The sequence below is a fragment of the Clostridium thermopalmarium DSM 5974 genome, assembly GCF_002995795.1.
GTDB lineage: Bacteria > Bacillota > Clostridia > Clostridiales > Clostridiaceae > Clostridium_H > Clostridium_H thermopalmarium.
In genome coordinates, this window is record NZ_PVXN01000010.1 from 1 (window position 1) to 20,817 (window position 20,817).

Consider the following 20,817-nt stretch of genomic DNA (forward strand, 5'->3'; position numbering starts at 1 on the left):
AGATTAGATTTCCCATAGTTTAACTAGTAAGATCCCTGGAAGACTACCAGGTTGATAGGTCAGAGGTGTAAGTGCAGTAATGCATTAAGCTGACTGATACTAATAGATCGAGGACTTGATCAAATAAAATACACTGTGCAATTTTGAGAGAACAAATTTCTCTTAAAATAATATCTGGTGGTTATAGCTTGAAGGTAACACCCGTTCCCATTCCGAACACGAAGGTTAAGCTTCAAAGCGCCGATGGTACTGCACTGGAGACGGTGTGGAAGAGTAGGTCGCTGCCAGGTAAGAACAAAGCACTAAGAAATTTCTTAGTGCTTTTTTATGTTATATTATATTTACAAATCCCTTTCCTTGTACTTCTGAGGTGTCAGTAATAGATATAAAGGCATTTTCATCAATTCCTCGAATTAGTTGTTTGATTTTTGGCAGCTGTGCTGGAGAAACAATACAATATATTATATTTATTTTTTCTTTTGTATAAGCACCTTCACCGTATAGTATAGTAACTCCTCGATGAAGCTTATTCATTACAGCAGAAGATACATCTTCTGCTTTTTTTGTAACTATTATAAGCATTTTTTGTCTGCTAAATCCTTTAAGAACCTTATCGATTACAGAAGAAGATAGGTACATGACTATAAGAGTGTATAATCCTACTTCAAGTCCAAAAAATATAGCTCCAATAGAAATAATAATAAGGTTTACAACAAAGCTTGCTGTGCCGATGTCCATGTTATACTGTTTTTTGGCTATCATACTTATTATATCTATACCACCAGTAGAGCCGTGATTTGAAAAGACAAGTCCTATTCCTAAGCCGCTTAGAATTCCTCCATAGATACAATATAGTAATCTGTTTATTTCAGATGAAGAAGAAAATACTCTTGTTAGAGGAGATGTAAGCATGATACCAAATGAAAGAACTAATGTTCCTATAATAGTAAACACTGTAAACTTTTTGTTTATTTTTAACATGCTTAAAATAAGAAGAGGAATATTAAGCAGGAGTAATGATAAACCTACAGGAATGTTAAATAGGTAGTGAAGAATAAGGCTTACTCCAGATAAACCTCCGCTAAGTAATTTACTTGGTATTATAAAAAGATTAACACCTATAGCATTTATAAAACTGCCAAGAGTTATCATTAAGCTTTTTTTAATAAACTCTGTTTTAGACATACCTAAAAAATCCATGTTTATACTAATCCTCCCGCTAAAAATCTAATGTTTAGTATTCCCATCAAGCAAAACTTAATTCTATTTTGAATAATATGAAAGGATTAGAGAAAATATAATAAAGAAAAATAAATTGTTAAAAAAGATAGGAGAAGCTCCATGGTGAAATTGACTTCAATTCACTATATATATGTGATAATCATTATATGTATAATTACAGCGATTATTAAAAAAAGAGATGTATCTCTGATTTGTATTTTAGGTACAGGAATAATTGGACTTGTGGCAACGGGGAATCCATTGAAGGCTATAGTGATTATATATACAGCTATAATTGTTTCTGGAAGAGAGTTTATAGACATTATACTTATTATTTCATTAGTCAATGCTATGTCAAAGGCTTTAAGCGATATAGGAGCAGATGAAATTATGATTTCTCCTATAAAAAAGCTTATGTTCAATAAAGCAATAGCTTTTATTATACTTGGAATAACTATGATGATAATATCTTGGTTTGTTTGGCCAACAGCAGCTGTGGTATTTATAGGAGCGATAATGGTTCCCGCTGCAATAAAAGTGGGTCTTCCTAGAATTTGGGCAGCTGTTGTATTGTGCTTATTTGGAAAGGGAGCGGCTCTATCTAGTGATTTTTTTATACAAGGAGCTCCAGCTATAACTGCAAAGAGTGCTGGAATAAAGGATATATCGGGGATAGTTAAGGCTAGCATACCATTTTGGGTTGCCATGTGTGTATTTTCTGCTTCAACTGCTTTTATACTTATGAAAAAAGATGAAAAGTTATTCTTAAAAAGAGAGGAAGCATATGAGGCAGCTTTTACAGAAGATAAACTTGTTAAGGGAGCTAAAGTTATTTCAATTTTGACTGTAATTATGTTCATGCTTAATATAGTTTTTATGCTCATATTTAATATAAAAGGAGAAGAAGCAACAGCTTTAATTGGAGGAACATCCGTATTGATTCTAATACTTTCAGCTATAACTAAATTTGGGTTTTCTAAAGCCCTTGGAGAATTTACAGGGTATATAAGAGATGGTTTTATGGCTGGAATGAAGATTTTTGCACCTATAATCATAATAGGAGCATTCTTCTTTCTAGGAAGTGAAGAAACTGCTCAGAAAATATTGGGATCAGAAGCTACTGGACTATTGACAGACATAAGCATATATGTTTCTTCTAAAATAAAATTATCAAGAATTAGTGCAATAGCCATGCAGGGACTTATAAGTACTTTAGTAGGAGTAAGTGGTTCAGGCTTTGGTGGAATTCCACTGGTTGGAACTTTGGCAAGGGCCTTTTCAACATCAGTAGGTGTAGACATAAAAAGAATAGCAGCCTTTGGTCAAGTTATAACAGTATGGATTGGTGGAGGAACTATAATTCCTTGGAGTGTAGTTCCCGTTGCAGCTATATGTGAAGTAACACCTATTGAACTTGCTAAAAAGAATTTAATACCTGTAACTGTGGGAGTAGTAGCTACATTTATAGTTGGAATGCTTTGGGTCTGAAATTTAAGCTTAGCAATGAAAAAAGGATATATAATCTAGGAGGTGAAAGCTTTGAATAATGAGGTTACAGGAAAAAAATTAAATTTACTTCTTTTTAGTGGAGAATATGATAAAGCCTTAGCAGCTTTAACTATAGCAAATGCTGCAAGGGAGATTGGAGTAGAAGTTACTATGTTTTGCGCTTTTTGGGGTTTATTCCTACTAAGAGATCCAGAAAAAATGACATTAGAGGATAAAACAGCCTATGAAAAAATGTTTCACACCATAACACCAAAGGGACCAGAGCAGCTTCCGCTATCTAAAATGAATATAGCAGGTGTAGGTAAAGCCATGCTTGAAGATATGATGGAAGATTCAAAAACTCCACCACTTATTGCATTTTTAAAAGGTGCAATAAAAAATGGAGTTAAATTTTATGGCTGCAAAATGTCCATTGAGGTTATGGGATTTAAAGAAGAAGAGTTTATTCCTGAAATGAAAATAATGACTGCAAAAGACTACTTAAAAGATGCACTGAATTCAGATATGCAGTTATTTGTTTAAAACAGAATTGAAGTATTTTAAGCGTAAAATACTTTTAAGTGGAGAAAAAGGAAGTTTAGAGAGTTTATAATAATATATTGATTAGGTATTTAAACATCACTTATGGAATTTGCATTGTAGAAAGTATTGAACAAACAATAGAAGCTTTCCTAAATGCAAATCCATAAGTGATGTTATATATCTTGAAGGAGCTTATTTAGCTTATCTGGATAGTTTGTTGTTATTCCATCTACTTCAAAATCTATAAATCGTTTCATAAATTTCCCATCATCAATAGTATATGGGACTATTTCTATTTTAGCTTTTTTTATTCTTTTTATAATCTTAGAGCTATTTACTGCAAGGAAATAGGGATGAAGAGCTTCAGCACCTAAAAATTTTGCATATTTTTCTGGGTGAACAAGTCCAGTCATATATAAAAGCCCTATTTTTATCTTTTTAGAAATTTTCTTTATCTTCATCAAAGAATAATGATTAAAACTAGAAACTGTAACTCTATTATTCATATTATATTTATTTATCAAATCTACAGTTTTTTTTTCAATATTCTCATACTGAACAATATTATTCTTTAATTCAAGATCTAGTTTAAGTTCGTTATGAGATGCAAATTGAAAAAGCTCCTCTAAAGTAGGCACTTTCAACCCTTCGAACTCCTTAGAAAAATAAGAACCAGCATCTAATTTTAAAAGCTCTTTGTAGGTATAATCTTTTACAAAGCCAGTTCCGTTTGTAGTTCTATCCACTCTTTCATCATGAATCAACACCAGGACGCCATCTTTGGTCATGTGAATGTCGGTTTCTATACCTGTTGCACCGAGAGAAACTGCTTTTTCAAAAGCCAGCATAGTGTTCTCAGGGAAATATCCACTAGCACCTCTATGGGCATAATTTATTATCATAAATAAGCTCCTCCTTTTATGACTTATTAAATTTGGCATAAGGTGTGATAGAAGACAGAATTCTGTTCATATTGAATATATATTATAGAATTATATATTATAGAATATCTTTAAATGACACTGTTATAGAAAGGATTTTAATAAATGTTAAAATTAGTAAGGTGCAAATATGATAAATATTAAAAAACTAAAATATGAATTTAATAATAATTATTTAAAATTAAAATCATCTTATAGAAGAAAGTTTAAGTATAGTTTGTCTAAGTAATACAAACAATATTAAAGAAGAGTTGTATACAAGATAATATTAGTTAGTAATACAAAAATAAGAGTCATTAGAGGTGATATAATGAACGAAAATCTAAGGAATATTAGAATAGAAAATGGTGAGACAGAGGAGAATATTGCAGAGCTTTTAAATATACCAGTTTCAGAATATATAGATAAAGAAAAAGGAATTATATCAACAACTAATGGAGAAAAGAAAATACTAGCAGAATATTATGGTGTTGATATTAATAAATTAATTTGATAAAGAGGCTTATTCGGGCCAATATATGCTCTGAATAAGCTTTTTTTTATAATAAATTCGTTCATAGAGGGAAAAATAAATTAGTAGTAACTATTTTAGAGGTGATGGATATGAAAAAAAAGATATTACCTGAACTATTAACATTAGTCTTTATTTTTTATTCAGCGATTGGACTAACTGGGTGCCGCCTTTTAAGCATTATATATAGAAAAGAGCCTATAAATAAAGAAAATACTGTATTTACATTAGAAACAACTCAGGCTAATGGATGGGGCTCAGGTGCTGCAAATCAAGATGATAATTTAACCTTCGAAAAGATGTTGAGATATGCTATTGAAGATGAATATATTAAGAGGACCAGATATGAGTTGATCTCAGAAAAATTTAAAATAGATGAGCCTTTTTATAGTATGGCAAAGTGTGAAACAGGGAATATATTAGCTCTTATAACCTTATTTTCTAAGCATAACATACCTGTTCCTCAAGATAAGTCTTTAGAATATATAAAGACTCCTAAAACCATTGAAGATGCATATAATCTATCTATAAAAGGTGAGGAAAATAATATCATTATGTATGAAAAATTTCTTAAAGATGAATCTTTAGATGAAGATGCAAAAGCAATATTTTCGAAGCTTAGAGATATATCAAAAGAAAATCTAAATAAATTAAGCAAAAGAGAAAATAACTAAATCTATATATACAATACTAATGAAGAAAGGGTGCTTCTCATGAGTACAAGATTATTTATTATTGCTGTAATTCCTGGAATAGCCTTAGCTCTTGCAGCTTATTTAACAGATAGATATGACAGAGAACCTATTAGCCTACTTATGAAGGTGTTTATTTTAGGATGCTTATCAGTAATTCCAGCGGCAATTGTAGAGAATTTTTTAATGTCCTTTAATATTTTTAGATGGCTTTTAGGACCAGCTTATCAAGCTTTTATAGTTGCTGGCTTGACAGAGGAATTTTTTAAAAGAGAAGTAGTTTTAAGGACTGCCTTTAGAAGCCATGCTTTTGATGAAAAATTAGATGGAATAATATATGCAGCCTTTTCAGCTTTAGGATTTGCTACAGTAGAAAATATAATATATGTAGTTTTTAGATTTACTACCAATCCTCATATAGGGATATACAGAGGAGTATTTTCTGTGCCTGCTCATATGTTATTTGCAGTAACCATGGGATATTATTTATCTTTAGCAAAGTTTTCACAAAAAGATATAACTAATAGACATTATCTAAGAAGATCCTGGTTGATTCCAGCAATTCTACATGGAACTTTTAACTTTATTTTAATGTCAAATTTGCCTAGGCTAATGACGCTATTTATACCTTTTGTAGTATATTTATGGGCCATAAATTTAAGAAAGCTTAATAGATTTTATTTAGAATCCAGAGATTTGTTTAAAGTAGAGTATAGTAAAAGGAAAAAAGTTTGACAAAAGAAATTACAATAAATACTATAACAATTATTTTAGTTCTAAAGATATGATTATGCTTATAAAAATATTACAGTAAGTATTTTTGGGGAGAGGCTTTTAGTGGTAGATAATAGAGCCATTATACCTTTGTATGCTAATGAAAATTTGTTAAACAACTTATTTACTGTAGTGGTTCAACAATTTGCTCAAATAAGAACTGTAAGTATTAGAAATCAGCAGACTTTAAGAATTACAACACCATTAGCTAATGTTGTTAAAGGATCTTATATTCAGGGAACATGTGACATAGAATTAATAAATGAATTTGCAAATCAAAGGACAGAAGAAAGAGTTTCGAAGATAATAGTAGTATTTCTTGAAACTAGAGGAATACTAGAAAAGAATAATTTATTAAAAAGGCTGGATAGTAGTGATGATATAAATAAACTACAGGAAAATGACTATGTAGAGTTTAAGTGTATATTAAATAAAAGTCCTCAGATTAAACAAATGGAAGATATTATAAGGTATATGGAAATGGAACATACTTTTTGTCCTAATAATACATCTATTAATTCAGAAATCTTATCTAGAATGAAAAATAGCCTAGAGGCGTGGAAAAATTCGAATAGCTTAAAATTTATTACAGAAGGTCTTGCTGGGACTAACACAAGAGCAATAGTTCCACTGCAATTAAAATATATGCACGACAGTTTAGATGATATTTATAATAATTATGTTACTGTAATGGGAAAAGTAGTAAAAGGCAAAGATAGAGTAAATAAAAATGTAGACTTATCCAGCCACACATACTACGATTTTTTAGACGATATTCATTTTAAAGAGTTTAAGGAGAAGTTTTTAAAAAATGCTCCTATTGATGGAATGTATAGAAATGAATTTGTAAATAATAGCGACTCTTTTATAGAAGTACTGCCAATTGCTATGTATATTTAAGAAATAAATTGTGACAATTCTTAATATTGAACATTCCATATGAGATTTGTATTTAGGAAAGCTTCACTACGCAAAGAAACTCTAATATTTCTGATTTTAAAACCCTTAAACTTTCTAACCTCGCTGTTGCTCAAATAATAGAAGGTTCTTTACGGTGTTTTAAATCTATAAATAAAGAGCTTTTAATGTAGTTCAACGCCTTCTACAATGCAAATCTCATATTCCGGTTCAATATTGAAAAGATTATCCATATTTATTGAACAAAAGTGTTTTTGTAAAAGTAAATACACATACAGACAAAAATAATATTAGATTTACAATCATTAGCGTTTATTTAAACTTGAGATTCAGGTGCACTTAAAAAATGGATTTATAATTACAGTAACTGATAAATTCTTATGTTAGAAGGTTGATTTTTTGAAATTATATAAGACGTACTGGTACAAGCATGGGTACTGTGAAGATCGAAGTAGAAGATCCAAGAGAACTTGTAGATATTAAAACAGCTTTAAAGCAGTATAGAAAACAGTTAGATAAAAAAACCAAACAAATTATGTTATAGAACAAAAATATAAAATTGATAAATTAATAAAAAAATTGGAATTTCAAAATTCATTAGAACTAGAATAAAACTATAAAGATTAGAGAGTGTCTGGATAGATTAAGATTTGACAGATACTCTTTTTGTTTTATAGAAGATATAGTAACCTGGTTTGGATTAACTTACATTTTATAAAAAAATAAAAATGTGTTATAATCTCTATGCAATATATATCATCTGAGGTGTATTAATATGAAAACATGGGACAAGCAAAAGTTTATTATAAAGCATGGAATTTTAGAGTGGGGAATACCTGTTGCCATAATGTATGCTTTTATAATAACTTTGCATGAAAAAGACTTAAATAAAATAATGCTTATATCAAACTACTTTTTAACTAATATATTAATATCCTCTATAGGTTTTTCCATAGGAGGATATTTTTTGGGCTATTTTATGTGGAGAAGACACAAGAAGAATTCAAATAAGATGGAGTAATTATTTAGTTTAGTGTTGATATGGGGGTGGAGGAGAACAAATGAACAATAAGAAAAAGATTTTCAAGAGACTATCTATTGTAGTTTCTATAGTTTCAATTTTTTTCTTCGCAACTATATTAACAGAAGCTAGTGGTATAAAAAGTGAACAAACTATTTATGTAAATAAAGATATTGATAAAGAAGTAACAGAAGATTTTTCTACTGAATCTAATGATAAATCAATTGTAATGGACAAGCTAATAGTCCTACCAGAAGAAAAATACGATAAATTAGAAGCAGAAAAGATGATAGATAGATTAAAAAAGATACCTTATCCTATATTAGAAGAATTATTCCAAAATGATGTTAAAATAATACTTTCTAATACCAATATTACAGATGTAGATGAATATGCACATTTAAAAGGGGTAACGCCAAGAGGATGGGAAAATACAGGAAAGACCTGGGACGATGTGCCAGGGGCAGGAGGAAAACCTGTTGTAGCAAGAATAGGGTACAGCGATCCAGGGGAGGCACACGGTGCTATTAATTTAGAACTTCACGAGACTGCCCATGCTATAGATGCTTATGTCTTCCATAATATATCTTCAAGCGAAAACTATAAGAATATATGGAATCAAGAGGTTTATAACTTATTTGGAAATGATCCTTACTTTGTAAACTATCCAGAAGAATATTTCGCAGAAACCTTCGCTATGTATTATTTAGATGAAGAACAAAACCAAATATTAAAGGAAAAAGCACCTTTGACTTATGAGTTTATTAAAAATCTACAAAGTTAAAGTGAAGCTTTCCTAAGATAAACTTTCCATGCGTAATTTTGCATATAAGAAAATTGATTTGCAATTTTATCATAGTACGTAACTAATGTTACTATATTAATTTTGAAGTTGTGGTATGATTTAGAAAAGGTTATTTAAAAAGAAATTGCTGAGTAGATATTTCAAACATAACAAATACTAATACAAATAGATTTTTGGCAGTGATAAATTGCAATAAAATAAATTATGAAATGGAAAGGAGAAATAAAGATGGATGCTATAGATATAATGGTTCAGGAACACAGCAATATTGAAAGAATGTTGAAGGTTATAAGAAAGATGTGCATTAAGGTGTTAAACCATGAGGAAATAAACTATAATGACTTTTATAAGGTAATAGATTTTGTAAGAAATTATGCAGACAAACATCATCATAGCAAAGAGGAAACTATTCTTTTCACTAAACTATCTCAGGGAGAAGGCAATCATATAGGAAAGATTTCTGTGGAAGGAATGCTAGTTGAACATGATCTTGGAAGACTATTTATGATGAATTTAGAAAATGCCCTTAAAAAATTTGAAGAAGGAGATAAGGACTCAAGAGTTGATATTATATCTAATTCTATAGGATATGCAGATTTACTAAAGAGGCACATATTTAAAGAAAACAATGCATTGTATAAGTTTGCTAGAAAAAATCTATCAGAGGAAGATTTAAAAGAGATTAATGAAAAGTCTAATGAGGTAGAAAAAATTGCACTAGATAAAAAGATTCAGGAAAAATATCTTAATATTCTAGAAGAATTAGAAAGGAGCATCTAGCATTGGGTTTTTATGAAGAATTTAGTAAGTACTATGATATAGTTTTTCCTTTAGGAGAGGCTCAACTGAAGTTTATAAATAAGAGAGCAAAGGGTAAAAAGAAGATCCTTGATTTAGCTGCAGGCACAGGTAATTATTCTATAGCTTTAGCTAAGGAAGGATATGATGTAACAGCTGTAGATTTAGATAGTGAAATGATAAAAAAGATAGATGAAAAGGCTAATAAGGAAGAAATTAAAGTAAAAGCTATAGCTATGGACATGAAGGAAATTGATAAAATAAATAGCAAATTTGATTTGATATTTTGCATAGGAAACTCCTTAGTACATCTAGACAATAAAGATGAAATAAAAGGTGTTATAAATAAACTATACAATCTTTTAAATGAGGATGGAGTATTAATTATACAGATAATAAATTATGATAGAATAATACAAAACAATATAAAGGGTCTTCCTACTATAGATAGAGAGGAAGAAGGGGTTAAGTTTATAAGAGATTATGAACAGAAGAATGGTAAAATTCTATTTAAGACTAAGCTCATGATTAGCAAAGAAGAGAAAGTATATGAAAATTGTGTAGAACTATATCCTCTTTTAGCCGAAGATTTAAAGGACATATTGATATCTTCTGGATTTAAAAACGTAGAGCTTTTCGGAGGATTTAATGAAGCAGAATATAATATAGATTCCATGGCAGCAGTAGCTGTTGGAAAAAGAAATTAGAGGGAAAATTGCACATCAATTTTCCTTTTTTGTTATAAATAATTGTAACATATATGCAACTTTTTAATATTATGATATTAGGCAAAAGATAAGTCACTAGATTTACAAAACACCAATGAAGAGGGACATGCACTATACGAGGAAAACTTTAGGATAAATATGGTTTATATACAGAGAGGAAGGTGATAATGTGAGATACGCTGATGACTTAAAAAAAGCTTGTAATCGTAATGAAAACGATAGAGATGTAGCTGTTATTACACTTTCTTATAATATCGCAACTAATGAGGTTACTGACTTTGATCTTTATCCAAGTGCACCATTTGAAGCTACTCAATGCGATATTGAAGTTGGTCAAGATCTTGCTGATGTAGTTGCTTGCCTACTTCGAAATGGATTTGAGCTTGTTTCTAATGTAGCAGCTACTGCAGGAACTACTACAACCGTTACAGCTTTAGGACACTACACTTTTGTAAAAAGATAGACAAGCTATAAAGCTTTAACTTTGATATAGAGTTTGGCATAAGCTATATTCTTATGCCAAACTCTTATTTTTTGATTAAGTTAAGTTTTTTAATGATATTCTTATGATTTTTGTTTTTTAGATTTTCTGAGGTAACAATAAATATACAAAAATAAGAAAATATATACATTAACAAATATACTATTGAAATTTAATTTAAAGTCTATTATGATATAATTACAATATGTTAACGTGAACAATACTTAAAATTCGAAAAATTAGCAAATAGCTTATTGTTTTCAGTAAAGAGTGCATTTATAATAAATAATTAAAACTTATTATAAATAAAATGCATTTCATAGCTATAAAAAGACAAAAAAGTGTTTATATATTCAACAAAATTCTACAAAACAATAAATAAATTTAAATAGCAATATTGACATACTAGTATACCAATGATACAATAATTATTGTTAACGTTAACAATTCGTCGGTCTAAGCCGTGACCGAATAGGAATGTGAGTTTTTCTAATAATATGATTATGCAAGGCAAGAAGGAGGAAAAGTTATGTTGAAATCTATAAAAAAGGGTATTGCTCTTCTATTGTCTTCAGCTTTAGTTTTTGCTTTAGCTGGATGTGGTGGGGCTGCTGGTGGAAAGAGAATTATCCGTATATCTCACTCACAATTAGAAACCCATCCTCAACATTTAGGATTAGTAGAATTTGAAAAATATGTAGAATCAAAATTAGGAGATAAATACGATGTTCAGATTTTCCCTAATGAATTATTAGGAAGTTCTGTAAAAGCGATAGAATTAGTACAAACAGGAGCAATTGACTTTGCTATTGCAAGTACAGGTAACCTTGAAACTTTCGATAACATTTATCAGGTATTTAGTATTCCTTATCTATTTGATAGCGTAGAGGCTTATCATAAAGTCATGGAAGATAAAGAATTAATGAACAGTATATATAAATCTACAGCAGCAGCTGGTTTTGAAGCAGTTACGTGGTTTGACGCTGGTACAAGAAACTTTTATGCTAAAACTCCTATAAAAACTCCAGAGGACTTAAAAGGTAAAAAAATACGTGTTCAACAAAGTCCTACTAATGTAAAAATGATGCAAGCTTTTGGAGCTGCAGCAGCACCTATGAGTTTTGGTGAAGTGTACACAGCTATACAATCAGGAGTCATTGATGGAGCTGAAAACAACGAATTAGCATTAACTAATAACAAACATGGAGAAGTTGCTAAGTACTACACTTATAATCAACACCAAATGGTTCCGGACTTATTAATAGGAAATCTTAAATTTTTAAATGACTTATCACCTGAAGAAAGACAGGTTTTTGATGAAGCAGCTGAATTAGCAACAAAGGTTGAACGTGAACAATGGAGTGTTGCTACAGATAAAACTATTCAACAGGCAAAAGAAATGGGAGTTCAATTTATAGAAACTGATGTACAAGCATTTAAGCAAAAGGTATTCCATTACATGAAGAATTATTAACAGCAAATCCAAAGCTAAAACCTATATATGATAGCATTCAAAAAGTGAATGATGAAGTAAAGGAGATGAAGTAATATGCAAAGTCTCAAAAATGGATTAAATAAGGTACTAGAAGTAATTTGTATAGTTTTATTTGCATTCATAACTATCGTAGGAACATACCAAATTGTAGCAAGATACGTATTTAATGCACCAAGCACAATTTCTGAGGAATTATTAACATACTCATTCACATGGATGTCATTTCTGGCTGCGGCATTAGTTTTTGGTAAACGTGAACACATGAGAATGGAATTTATTGCAGACAAGTTTAAAGGAAAAGCTGGAATAATGTTAAGTATTATTTCTGAGATAATAGTTTTAGTTTTCGCACTTTTAATACTTGTTTATGGTGGAAGTGCAATTACAAAACTTACAGTATTACAAGTTACAGCATCATTGGGAATTTCAATGTCATATATATACGCTATAGTTCCAATAAGCGGGGTTATAGTATTAATCTATAACGTTATTAATATAATTCAATTTGTTTCACAACTAAATGGAGAATCTAAATAAAAGAGGGGGAGCATATTATGAGCATAGCACTAACATCGGGGCTAATAATAGCTGTAGTTTTAGTTATATTATTGCTTGCAGGTATTCCTATTTCAATTGCATTAGGTGTATCTTCATTATTAGCCATATTACCAACATTAAATTTTAATGCTGCCGTTTTGACAGCTGCACAAAGAACTTTTTCAGGAATATCTGTGTTTACATTAATAGCAATACCGTTTTTCATTCTAGCTGGTAACATAATGAATAAGGGTGGAATAGCTGTACGTTTAATAAACTTTGCAAAAGTTTTATCAGGTAGAGTGCCAGGTGCAATGATGCACACAAACTCAGTTGCAAACATGATGTTTGGAGCTATTTCAGGATCAGGTGTTGCAGCAGCATCAGCTATGGGGACTATTATAGGACCTATTGCAGAACAAGATGGATATGAACGTGATGATATGGCTACTATAAACATAGCCACTGCACCAACAGGATTATTAATACCTCCAAGTAATGTGTTAATCACATATTCTCTAGTAAGTGGTGGAACTTCAGTAGCAGCTTTATTCATGGGAGGATATATTCCAGGAATCCTTTGGGGCCTTGGATGTATGGTAATTGGCTTCTATATAGCACGTAAAAAAGGGTATGTAAGTAAGGAACGTGTTACTGCAAAAGTAGCATTAAAGACAACTCTTGATGCTATTCCAAGTTTATTGCTTATTGTAATAGTTATAGGTGGAATTACAGCTGGTATATTTACAGCTACAGAAGGTTCAGTAGTAGCAGTTGTTTACAGCTTGATATTATCTTTATTCTTCTATAAGACTATAACACTTAAAGAACTATATACTATATTCAAGGAAAGTGCTGAATCTACAGGATTAATAGTATTCTTAATAGGTGTATCAAGTATCATGGCTTGGGTTATGGCGTTCACTGGAATACCTGCTGCGGTTTCAAATGCATTATTAAGTGTTAGCAACAATAAATATGTAATATTATTAATCATCAATATAGTATTACTATTCATAGGAACTTTCATGGATACTACACCTGCAATCCTTATATTTACACCTATATTCTTACCAATATGCCAAGGATTTGGAATGTCAGCAATTCAATTTGGTATAATGATAACATTTAACTTATGTATAGGTACAATCACATCTCCAGTAGGAAACATCTTATTCGTTGGTGTTAAGGTTGCAAAGACTAAGATTGAAAATGTAATTAGTAAGTTAATACCTTACTATGTAGCAATAATCATTGTATTATTACTTACAACTTATGTACCAGCACTTTCTATGTGGCTACCTACATTGATGGGATACAGTAAGTAATAACTTAATAGCAAAATATCAGATAAAAATAAAATAATATTCCCTGTAGTATACTTTAAAAATATTCTACAGGGAATATTACAATAGCGGTATAGGAGGAAAATCTTATGAAAATGACATTAAGATGGTTTGGAAAAGACCATGATTCAGTTACTCTTGAACAGATAAAGCAAATTCCTGGTGTTACAGGAGTTATTACAACATTATATGATATTCCAGCAGGCGAAGTATGGCCTATGGAGAGAATTTTAGAATTAAAGAAAGAAGTAGAAGAAAGCGGCTTAAAGATAGAAGGAATAGAAAGCGTAAACATTCATGACTCTATTAAAATAGGATCACCTGATAGAGAACAATACATTGAAAATTACATTGAAACTTTAGAAAACTTAGGTAAAGCTGGTATTAACATAGTTTGCTATAACTTTATGCCTGTATTTGACTGGACTCGTTCAGATCTTGCTAAAAAAAGAGAAGATGGTTCTACTGTTTTATCTTATGACCAAGATCTAATAGACAAAATTGATCCTGAAAAAATGTTTGCTCAAATTGATAGTGAGAGTAATGGATTTGTAATGCCAGGTTGGGAACCAGAGAGATTAGCAAAGGTAAAGGAATTATTCGAAAAATATAAAGATGTTGATAATGAAAAATTATTTGACAATCTTGTATATTTCTTAAATAGAATTCGTCCAGTTTGTGAAAAGTATGGTATAAAAATGGCCATACACCCAGATGATCCAGCATGGCCTGTATTTAATCTTCCAAGAATTATAAACAATAAAGAAAATATATTAAAACTTTTAAATGCAGTAGATGGAGAATTTAATGGACTTACTCTATGCACAGGTTCATTAGGATCAAATCCTAAAAATGACCTTTGTGATATAATCCGCTCTGCAAAGGGAAGAATCCATTTTGCTCATGTACGTAACATAATTCATCTTGCACCAGGTAAATTTGATGAAGCTGCACATTTATCAAAAGATGGTTCTTTAGATATGTATGAAATAATGAAAGCTTTATATGAAATTGGATTTGATGGACCAGTACGTCCTGACCATGGTCGTGCTATTTGGGGTGAAGTTGCAATGCCTGGATATGGATTATATGACCGCGCATTAGGTGCTACTTATCTAAATGGATTAATAGAGGCTATTGAAAAGTCAAGTAAAGAAAAATAAAGTATTGAAAATATATACAAGGAGGAGAATCCCTTGAAGCTTAGACAAGAAGAATTAAAGAATGTAGAAGTTTGGGAAAAGGCTGGCTTTGAATTACCTAAATTCAATAGAGAAGAAATGATAAAAAACACTAAAGAAAATCCTGAATGGATACACTTTGGTGCAGGAAATATATTTCGTGCTTTCCCAGCAGCTGTTTGCCAAGAACTATTAAATAAAGGAATATTAAATACAGGTATAATAGTTGCTGAAGGATATGATTATGAAATAATCGAAAAAAGCTATAAAAAATTTGATGATTTAAGTGTTTTAGTAACTTTAAAAGCTAATGGAAGCTTAGAAAAAAAAGTAATAGGAAGCATGGCAGAATCTTTAACTGTTGATACAAGCAATTCACATGACTGGAATAGGTTGAAAGAGATTTTTAGAAGTAAGAGTCTAAAAATGGTATCTTTTACTATTACAGAAAAAGGATACAGTCTAGTAGATGCAAAGGGAGAATTTTTAAAAGATGTAGCTAATGATTTTACTAAGGAGACTTCTGCTGCAATAAGCTATAATGGACAACTGCTCTCATAATGGTACTAAACTTCAAAATGCTGTTACTACATTCGCAGAAAATTGGGTAAATAATAAAATAGTAGAACCTGAATTCTTAACTTATGTTAAAGAAGACATATCTTATCCTTGGTCTATGATAGACAAAATTACACCAAGACCTGCTGAATCTGTTATAAAGATGTTAAATGAAGTGGGATTTGAAGACACAGAAGCAGTTGTAACATCAAAGAACACATATGTTGCGCCATTTGTTAATGCGGAAGAATCTCAGTATCTAGTTATTGAAGACAACTTTAAGAATGGTCGTCTTCCACTTGACAAAGGTGGTATTATTTATACAGATAGAGATACTGTAGACAAAGTAGAAAAGATGAAGGTTTGCACTTGCCTAAATCCTCTTCACACGGCATTAGCTGTTTATGGATGCTTGTTATCTTACTCTAAGATTTCAGATGAAATGAAGGATAAGGAGCTTGTAACTCTAATAGAAAACATCGGATATAAAGAAGGATTACCTGTTGTTGTAGATCCAGGCATTATATCACCTAAGGACTTTATTGATCAAGTATTGCAGGTGCGTTTGCCAAATCCATTTATGCCTGATACACCACAAAGAATTGCAAGTGATACTTCACAAAAGCTAGGAATACGTTTTGGAGAAACTATAAAAGCATATGTTAAAGATCCTAATTTAGATGTTAATTCATTAAACTTTATACCTCTTGTTATAGCAGGATGGTGTCGTTACCTAATGGGTATAGATGATAATGGAGATACATTTGAATTAAGTCCAGATCCATTGCTTTCGGTATTAATTCCAATAATGAATGATGTAAAGTTAAGCGAAAATAATGATATCCACAAACCTTTAAGCAAAATCTTATCTAATAAATCAATCTTTGGTGTTGATTTATATGAGGTAGGTTTAGGAGAAAAAGTTGAAGCTTACTTCAAAGAGCTAAATAGTGGAAAAGGTGCAGTTCGTTCAACTCTACAAAAGCATTGCACTCTTTAAATTTAATGCCATATATGATAAAATAAAAAAAGTAATTAACTGCATTAATGCAGTTAATTATTTTTACAATAAGAATATAGTATGGAGAAGGATATGCAAATTACACAACGATTAGAAAAGGAAACTGCAAGAGAATATGCTTATAGAATAATAAAAGATAATATAATATCATTGGAACTACCGCCGGGAAGTAAGGTAAGTGAGAGTATGTTATCAGTAGAGCTTGGAGTTAGCCGAATGCCAGTTCATGAAGCCCTTATTATACTGAATGAAGAAGGATTAGTAGAAGTGTATCCTCAAAGAGGAAGCTTTATTTCATTAATTGACAGCGAACTGGTGGATGAAGTGAGGTTTTTTCGGCTTGTCCTTGAAAAAGCTATTGTGGAATTAGCCTGTGATATTGCAACAAAAGAAGATTTGTTGCCAATAAAAGAAAATTTAAAGTTGCAAGAATTATACTCAGAAGGAAATCTATTAGCAAAAAACTTATGTCTTGATAACGAATTTCATAGGTTGCTGTTTGTAATTTGTAAAAAGGAAAATATATATAGAAGACTGAGAAAAATGACTCCGCATTTTGACAGAGCAAGAAACTTGAGCCTTACAGTAACTGGAGGCAAAAAGAGTATTTCTGAGCATAAAGCTATAGTTGATGCTATCGAGAAAAAAGATAAGAAATTAGCAGAAAAATATATAGTTGAGCATCTTTCTCGTTATAAGGTAGATGAGAAATTATTAAAAGAGAAATATCCGCAATATTTTAAAGAAAATCCTCATTTGTAATATATACATATGAGGATTTTCTTTAATATAAAGGGCTTTTGTGTTGATTTTATAAATTAACCTATTTCTTTTAAAAATCTAAGGGCATTTTTGTAGAATAATTTTTCTATATAATCCTCAGAAAAATTATTGTGTTTTAGAGCATCTATTAATTTATTAGTCTGACCTATATTTTCTATTTCGAGAATAGAGTCTATTCCGTCAAAGTCTGAACCGATACACAACACTTCTATGCCGCCTATATTTACAATATGCTTTATATGAGCCAGCATATTCTCAATCTTACTAAAATTACCACTACCTAAGAATTCTCCATAAAAGTTTAATCCTATAACACCACCCTTAGAAGCTAAAAGCCTTATCATATCATCTGTAAGGTTTCTTGGATGATTAGTTATAGCTCTTGCATTGGAATGAGAAGCTATAAATGGAGCTTTTGAATATTTAGCTACATCATAAAAACCTTTATCAGAAAGATGAGACACATCTATTATCATTTTTAGATTGTTCATCTCTTCTACAACATCTAAACCAAAAGGGGTAAGACCTTTATCATAATATTTATAATCTATATTAGGATAACCTATTTCATTTGGAAAGTTCCAAGTTAAAGTTATAAGCTTAACTCCAAGCCTTTGAAAGTTTCTAAGATTAGAAAGCCTTCCTTTAAGGACGCCGCCTTCTTCTATAGTTAAAAATGCTGATATTTTTCCTTGAGACTTATTAGATATCAGTTCATTATAGTTTCTAGCGATAGCAATAGAATCTTTATTTTTATCTAGTTCTAAATAAAACCTATCTAGCATATTAAGACATTTTTGAAGAGGATCATTAGTGCTTTTTAGATCCACAAATAAAGCAAAAAATTGAACTAAGGAGTTTCCAGCCTTTAGCTTATTTATATCAACACTAAAATTATTATTCTTTAACTCAGAATTTTCTTCATATATTTTTAAAATTGTATCACAATGAAAGTCAATTATATCCATGTATTCCACCTCGTTTATAAATAATAACTGTCATTATACTATATTATTATATAATTTTATTATGCAAAAGTGGCGACAACTACTACAACAAGCTTGACATATATAATTTTTAATAATATAATCTTCTTTGAATAAAATTTTGATATAGTGATAAAATATGTATGAATACATATATTTAAAGATAATGAAGAGGAGAGTAAATATAGAAATTCAATCCTAGCGAGCTGACGATGGTGAAAGGTTGGCATTGAAACTATATGGAAGAACACCTCAGAATCTCTAACCCAAATTGTGACATTAATGGCACGAAAGTAGGCTTAGACGGATCCAAACCGTTAAGAATTGGAGAGTATACAATTGATTGTGCTCGTTAAAGTGGTCATGTTTTTATGACAAATTAGGTGGTACCGCGAATATTTAACCTTCGTCCTGATATTAGGATTGAAGGTTTTTATATTTTAAATTATACAAAACTAACTAGTTGATAATTACTGATTAATGGTTAATCTCTTATTTTAATTTAGCTTCTTTTAGAAAACAGTGATTAGAGACTAGAGATTATAAAACTAGGAGGTAGGCAATGGAAAGCGTATTAATTAAGAAACTTTATAGAGAGACAGACAAGTTTTTAGGCAAAGAAGTAAAGATTAGTGGTTGGATTAGAACAATTAGATCTTCTAATAAGTTTGGATTTATTGAAGTTAACGATGGAAGCTTCTTTAAAAATCTTCAAGTAGTCTTTGATGAAAAATTAGAAAACTTTAAAGAAATTACAAAATACTCTATAAGTTCAACTATAAGTGTAGAGGGAGAGGTTGTAAAAACTGAGGGGGCAAAACAGCCTTTTGAAATACATGCTAAGAAGGTAACTTTAGAAGGTAAATCTCACTCAGACTATCCTCTTCAAAAGAAAAGACATACATTTGAGTACTTAAGAACTATAGCTCATTTAAGACCAAGAAGCAATGCTTTCTCAGCAGTATTTAGAGTACGTTCTATAGCAGCTTATGCAGTACATAAGTTTTTCCAAGAGCAGGGCTTTGTTTATGTTCATACTCCAATAATAACAGGAAGTGATGCTGAAGGTGCAGGAGAAATGTTTAGAGTAACTACTCTAGATCTTGAAAATCCACCAAGGGATGAGAAGGGAAATATAGACTATAAGAAAGATTTCTTTGGAAGACAAACTAACCTTACAGTAAGTGGTCAGCTTGAGGCTGAAATATATGCTCTTGCTTTTAGAAATGTATATACCTTTGGACCAACTTTTAGAGCAGAAAACTCAAACACATCAAGACACGCATCAGAATTCTGGATGATAGAACCTGAGATGGCCTTTGCAGAATTGGATGATTATTTAGAAGTAGCTGAAGCTATGGTTAAATATATAATAAACTATGTGAGAGAAAATGCTCCAGAAGAAATGGAGTTCTTTAATAAATTTGTAGATAAGGGATTATTTGAAAGATTAGATAACGTAGTTAACTCTGATTTTGGAAGAATTACATATACTGAAGCTGTAGAGCTTCTTAAAAAGTCAGGTGAAAAGTTTGATTATCCAGTAGAGTGGGGAATAGATTTACAAACAGAGCATGAAAGATATTTAACAGAGAAGATATTTAATAAACCAGTATTCGTTACAGACTATCCAAAGGATATCAAAGCCTTTTACATGAGATTAAATGATGATGGTAAAACTGTTGCAGCAGCAGATCTTCTAGTTCCAGGAGTTGGAGAAATCATAGGTGGAAGCCAAAGAGAGGAAAGAATTGATGTTCTTGAAAAGAGAATGGAGGAACTTGGGCTTAATAAAGAAGATTATTGGTGGTATTTAGAGCTTAGAAAATATGGAGAAACTAAGCATTCTGGATATGGCCTTGGATTTGAAAGAATGATAATGTATCTAACAGGAATGAGTAACATTAGAGATGTAATTCCATTCCCAAGAACTCCAGGAAACGCAGAATTTTAGAAAAAAATAAGCAATATTTTTATTATGTTATCATG

20 protein-coding genes, 2 rRNA genes, 1 pseudogene and 1 other annotated feature are annotated in these 20,817 nt (G+C 30.7%); of the genes and pseudogenes, 20 read left to right on the plus strand and 3 right to left on the minus strand.

Annotated features, from left to right (window positions below):
• Positions 1-123 (plus strand): 23S ribosomal RNA (locus CPAL_RS02420); the annotation flags it as partial.
• A gap of 50 nt (positions 124-173) precedes the next feature.
• Positions 174-290 (plus strand): 5S ribosomal RNA (gene rrf / locus CPAL_RS02425).
• A 40-nt stretch (positions 291-330) separates the two neighbouring features.
• Here rrf and CPAL_RS02430 read toward each other — a convergent pair.
• Complete coding sequence (locus tag CPAL_RS02430) at positions 331-1,200, minus strand: YitT family protein (RefSeq protein WP_061858710.1); 870 nt, start codon at positions 1,198-1,200, stop codon at positions 331-333.
• Between the two features lie 141 nt (positions 1,201-1,341).
• Here CPAL_RS02430 and CPAL_RS02435 point away from each other — a divergent pair, with 141 nt between their 5' ends.
• Both CPAL_RS02435 and CPAL_RS02440 read left to right on the plus strand, forming a co-directional pair.
• Positions 1,342-2,709 (plus strand): TRAP transporter large permease subunit, encoded by a 1,368-nt coding sequence (locus CPAL_RS02435; RefSeq protein WP_061858711.1) that lies wholly within the window; start codon positions 1,342-1,344, stop codon positions 2,707-2,709.
• 51 nt (positions 2,710-2,760) lie between these two features.
• Positions 2,761-3,252: a DsrE/DsrF/DrsH-like family protein gene (locus CPAL_RS02440; protein WP_061858712.1), complete on the plus strand. Its 492-nt coding sequence runs from the start codon at positions 2,761-2,763 to the stop codon at positions 3,250-3,252.
• Between the two features lie 173 nt (positions 3,253-3,425).
• Here the strand turns inward: CPAL_RS02440 and CPAL_RS02445 are convergent, their stop codons facing one another.
• A complete protein-coding gene (locus tag CPAL_RS02445) occupies positions 3,426-4,154 on the minus strand; it encodes a glycerophosphodiester phosphodiesterase (protein WP_061858713.1) in 729 nt (242 codons plus the stop codon).
• Positions 4,155-4,503: 349 nt separating this feature from the next.
• Here CPAL_RS02445 and CPAL_RS02450 point away from each other — a divergent pair, with 349 nt between their 5' ends.
• The 15 genes and pseudogenes from CPAL_RS02450 to CPAL_RS02520 all read left to right on the plus strand — a co-directional run bounded on the left by CPAL_RS02450 (position 4,504) and on the right by CPAL_RS02520 (position 17,821).
• Positions 4,504-4,686 (plus strand): helix-turn-helix domain-containing protein, encoded by a 183-nt coding sequence (locus CPAL_RS02450; protein ID WP_106024020.1) that lies wholly within the window; start codon positions 4,504-4,506, stop codon positions 4,684-4,686.
• A gap of 110 nt (positions 4,687-4,796) precedes the next feature.
• A complete protein-coding gene (locus CPAL_RS02455) occupies positions 4,797-5,378 on the plus strand; it encodes a ferritin family protein (RefSeq protein WP_106024021.1) in 582 nt (193 codons plus the stop codon).
• A gap of 39 nt (positions 5,379-5,417) precedes the next feature.
• Complete coding sequence (locus tag CPAL_RS02460; protein WP_106024022.1) at positions 5,418-6,131, plus strand: PrsW family intramembrane metalloprotease; 714 nt, start codon at positions 5,418-5,420, stop codon at positions 6,129-6,131.
• A 102-nt stretch (positions 6,132-6,233) separates the two neighbouring features.
• Complete coding sequence (locus CPAL_RS02465) at positions 6,234-7,070, plus strand: DUF6414 family protein (RefSeq protein WP_106024023.1); 837 nt, start codon at positions 6,234-6,236, stop codon at positions 7,068-7,070.
• A 793-nt stretch (positions 7,071-7,863) separates the two neighbouring features.
• Positions 7,864-8,109, plus strand: coding sequence for a peptidylprolyl isomerase (locus CPAL_RS02470; protein ID WP_106024024.1), 246 nt, complete (start codon positions 7,864-7,866; stop codon positions 8,107-8,109).
• A 40-nt stretch (positions 8,110-8,149) separates the two neighbouring features.
• Positions 8,150-8,893 (plus strand): anthrax toxin lethal factor-related metalloendopeptidase, encoded by a 744-nt coding sequence (locus CPAL_RS02475; protein ID WP_207654912.1) that lies wholly within the window; start codon positions 8,150-8,152, stop codon positions 8,891-8,893.
• Positions 8,894-9,142: 249 nt separating this feature from the next.
• Positions 9,143-9,694, plus strand: coding sequence for a hemerythrin domain-containing protein (locus CPAL_RS02480; protein WP_106024025.1), 552 nt, complete (start codon positions 9,143-9,145; stop codon positions 9,692-9,694).
• 2 nt (positions 9,695-9,696) lie between these two features.
• Positions 9,697-10,419, plus strand: coding sequence for a class I SAM-dependent methyltransferase (locus CPAL_RS02485; RefSeq protein ID WP_106024026.1), 723 nt, complete (start codon positions 9,697-9,699; stop codon positions 10,417-10,419).
• Positions 10,420-10,609: 190 nt separating this feature from the next.
• Positions 10,610-10,903 carry a hypothetical protein gene (locus tag CPAL_RS02490; RefSeq protein WP_106024027.1) on the plus strand — a complete coding sequence of 98 codons (294 nt, stop codon included), beginning with the start codon at positions 10,610-10,612 and terminating at the stop codon, positions 10,901-10,903.
• 547 nt (positions 10,904-11,450) lie between these two features.
• Positions 11,451-12,395 (plus strand): TRAP transporter substrate-binding protein, encoded by a 945-nt coding sequence (locus CPAL_RS02495; protein ID WP_341458483.1) that lies wholly within the window; start codon positions 11,451-11,453, stop codon positions 12,393-12,395.
• Between the two features lie 75 nt (positions 12,396-12,470).
• Positions 12,471-12,953 (plus strand): TRAP transporter small permease, encoded by a 483-nt coding sequence (locus tag CPAL_RS02500; RefSeq protein WP_106024028.1) that lies wholly within the window; start codon positions 12,471-12,473, stop codon positions 12,951-12,953.
• A 17-nt stretch (positions 12,954-12,970) separates the two neighbouring features.
• On the plus strand, positions 12,971-14,281 hold the full coding sequence (locus tag CPAL_RS02505; RefSeq protein WP_106024029.1) for a TRAP transporter large permease: 1,311 nt from the start codon (positions 12,971-12,973) through the stop codon (positions 14,279-14,281).
• Between the two features lie 107 nt (positions 14,282-14,388).
• Positions 14,389-15,462, plus strand: coding sequence for a mannonate dehydratase (gene uxuA, locus CPAL_RS02510; RefSeq protein ID WP_061858725.1), 1,074 nt, complete (start codon positions 14,389-14,391; stop codon positions 15,460-15,462).
• A gap of 33 nt (positions 15,463-15,495) precedes the next feature.
• Positions 15,496-17,038 (plus strand): annotated as a pseudogene (locus tag CPAL_RS02515) (mannitol dehydrogenase family protein).
• A gap of 93 nt (positions 17,039-17,131) precedes the next feature.
• The gene (locus CPAL_RS02520) at positions 17,132-17,821 is read left to right on the plus strand and encodes a GntR family transcriptional regulator (protein WP_106024030.1); all 690 of its coding nucleotides are present in this window, start codon (positions 17,132-17,134) and stop codon (positions 17,819-17,821) included.
• A gap of 56 nt (positions 17,822-17,877) precedes the next feature.
• On the opposite strand, the gene CPAL_RS02525 is transcribed toward CPAL_RS02520, so the two are convergent.
• Positions 17,878-18,810, minus strand: coding sequence for a dipeptidase (locus tag CPAL_RS02525; RefSeq protein ID WP_061858728.1), 933 nt, complete (start codon positions 18,808-18,810; stop codon positions 17,878-17,880).
• A 175-nt stretch (positions 18,811-18,985) separates the two neighbouring features.
• Positions 18,986-19,245: a binding site (T-box leader), on the plus strand.
• A 145-nt stretch (positions 19,246-19,390) separates the two neighbouring features.
• Between CPAL_RS02525 and asnS the strand changes: the two genes are divergently transcribed.
• Positions 19,391-20,782, plus strand: coding sequence for an asparagine--tRNA ligase (gene asnS / locus CPAL_RS02530; protein ID WP_061858729.1), 1,392 nt, complete (start codon positions 19,391-19,393; stop codon positions 20,780-20,782).
• Positions 20,783-20,817: the final 35 nt, after the last annotated feature.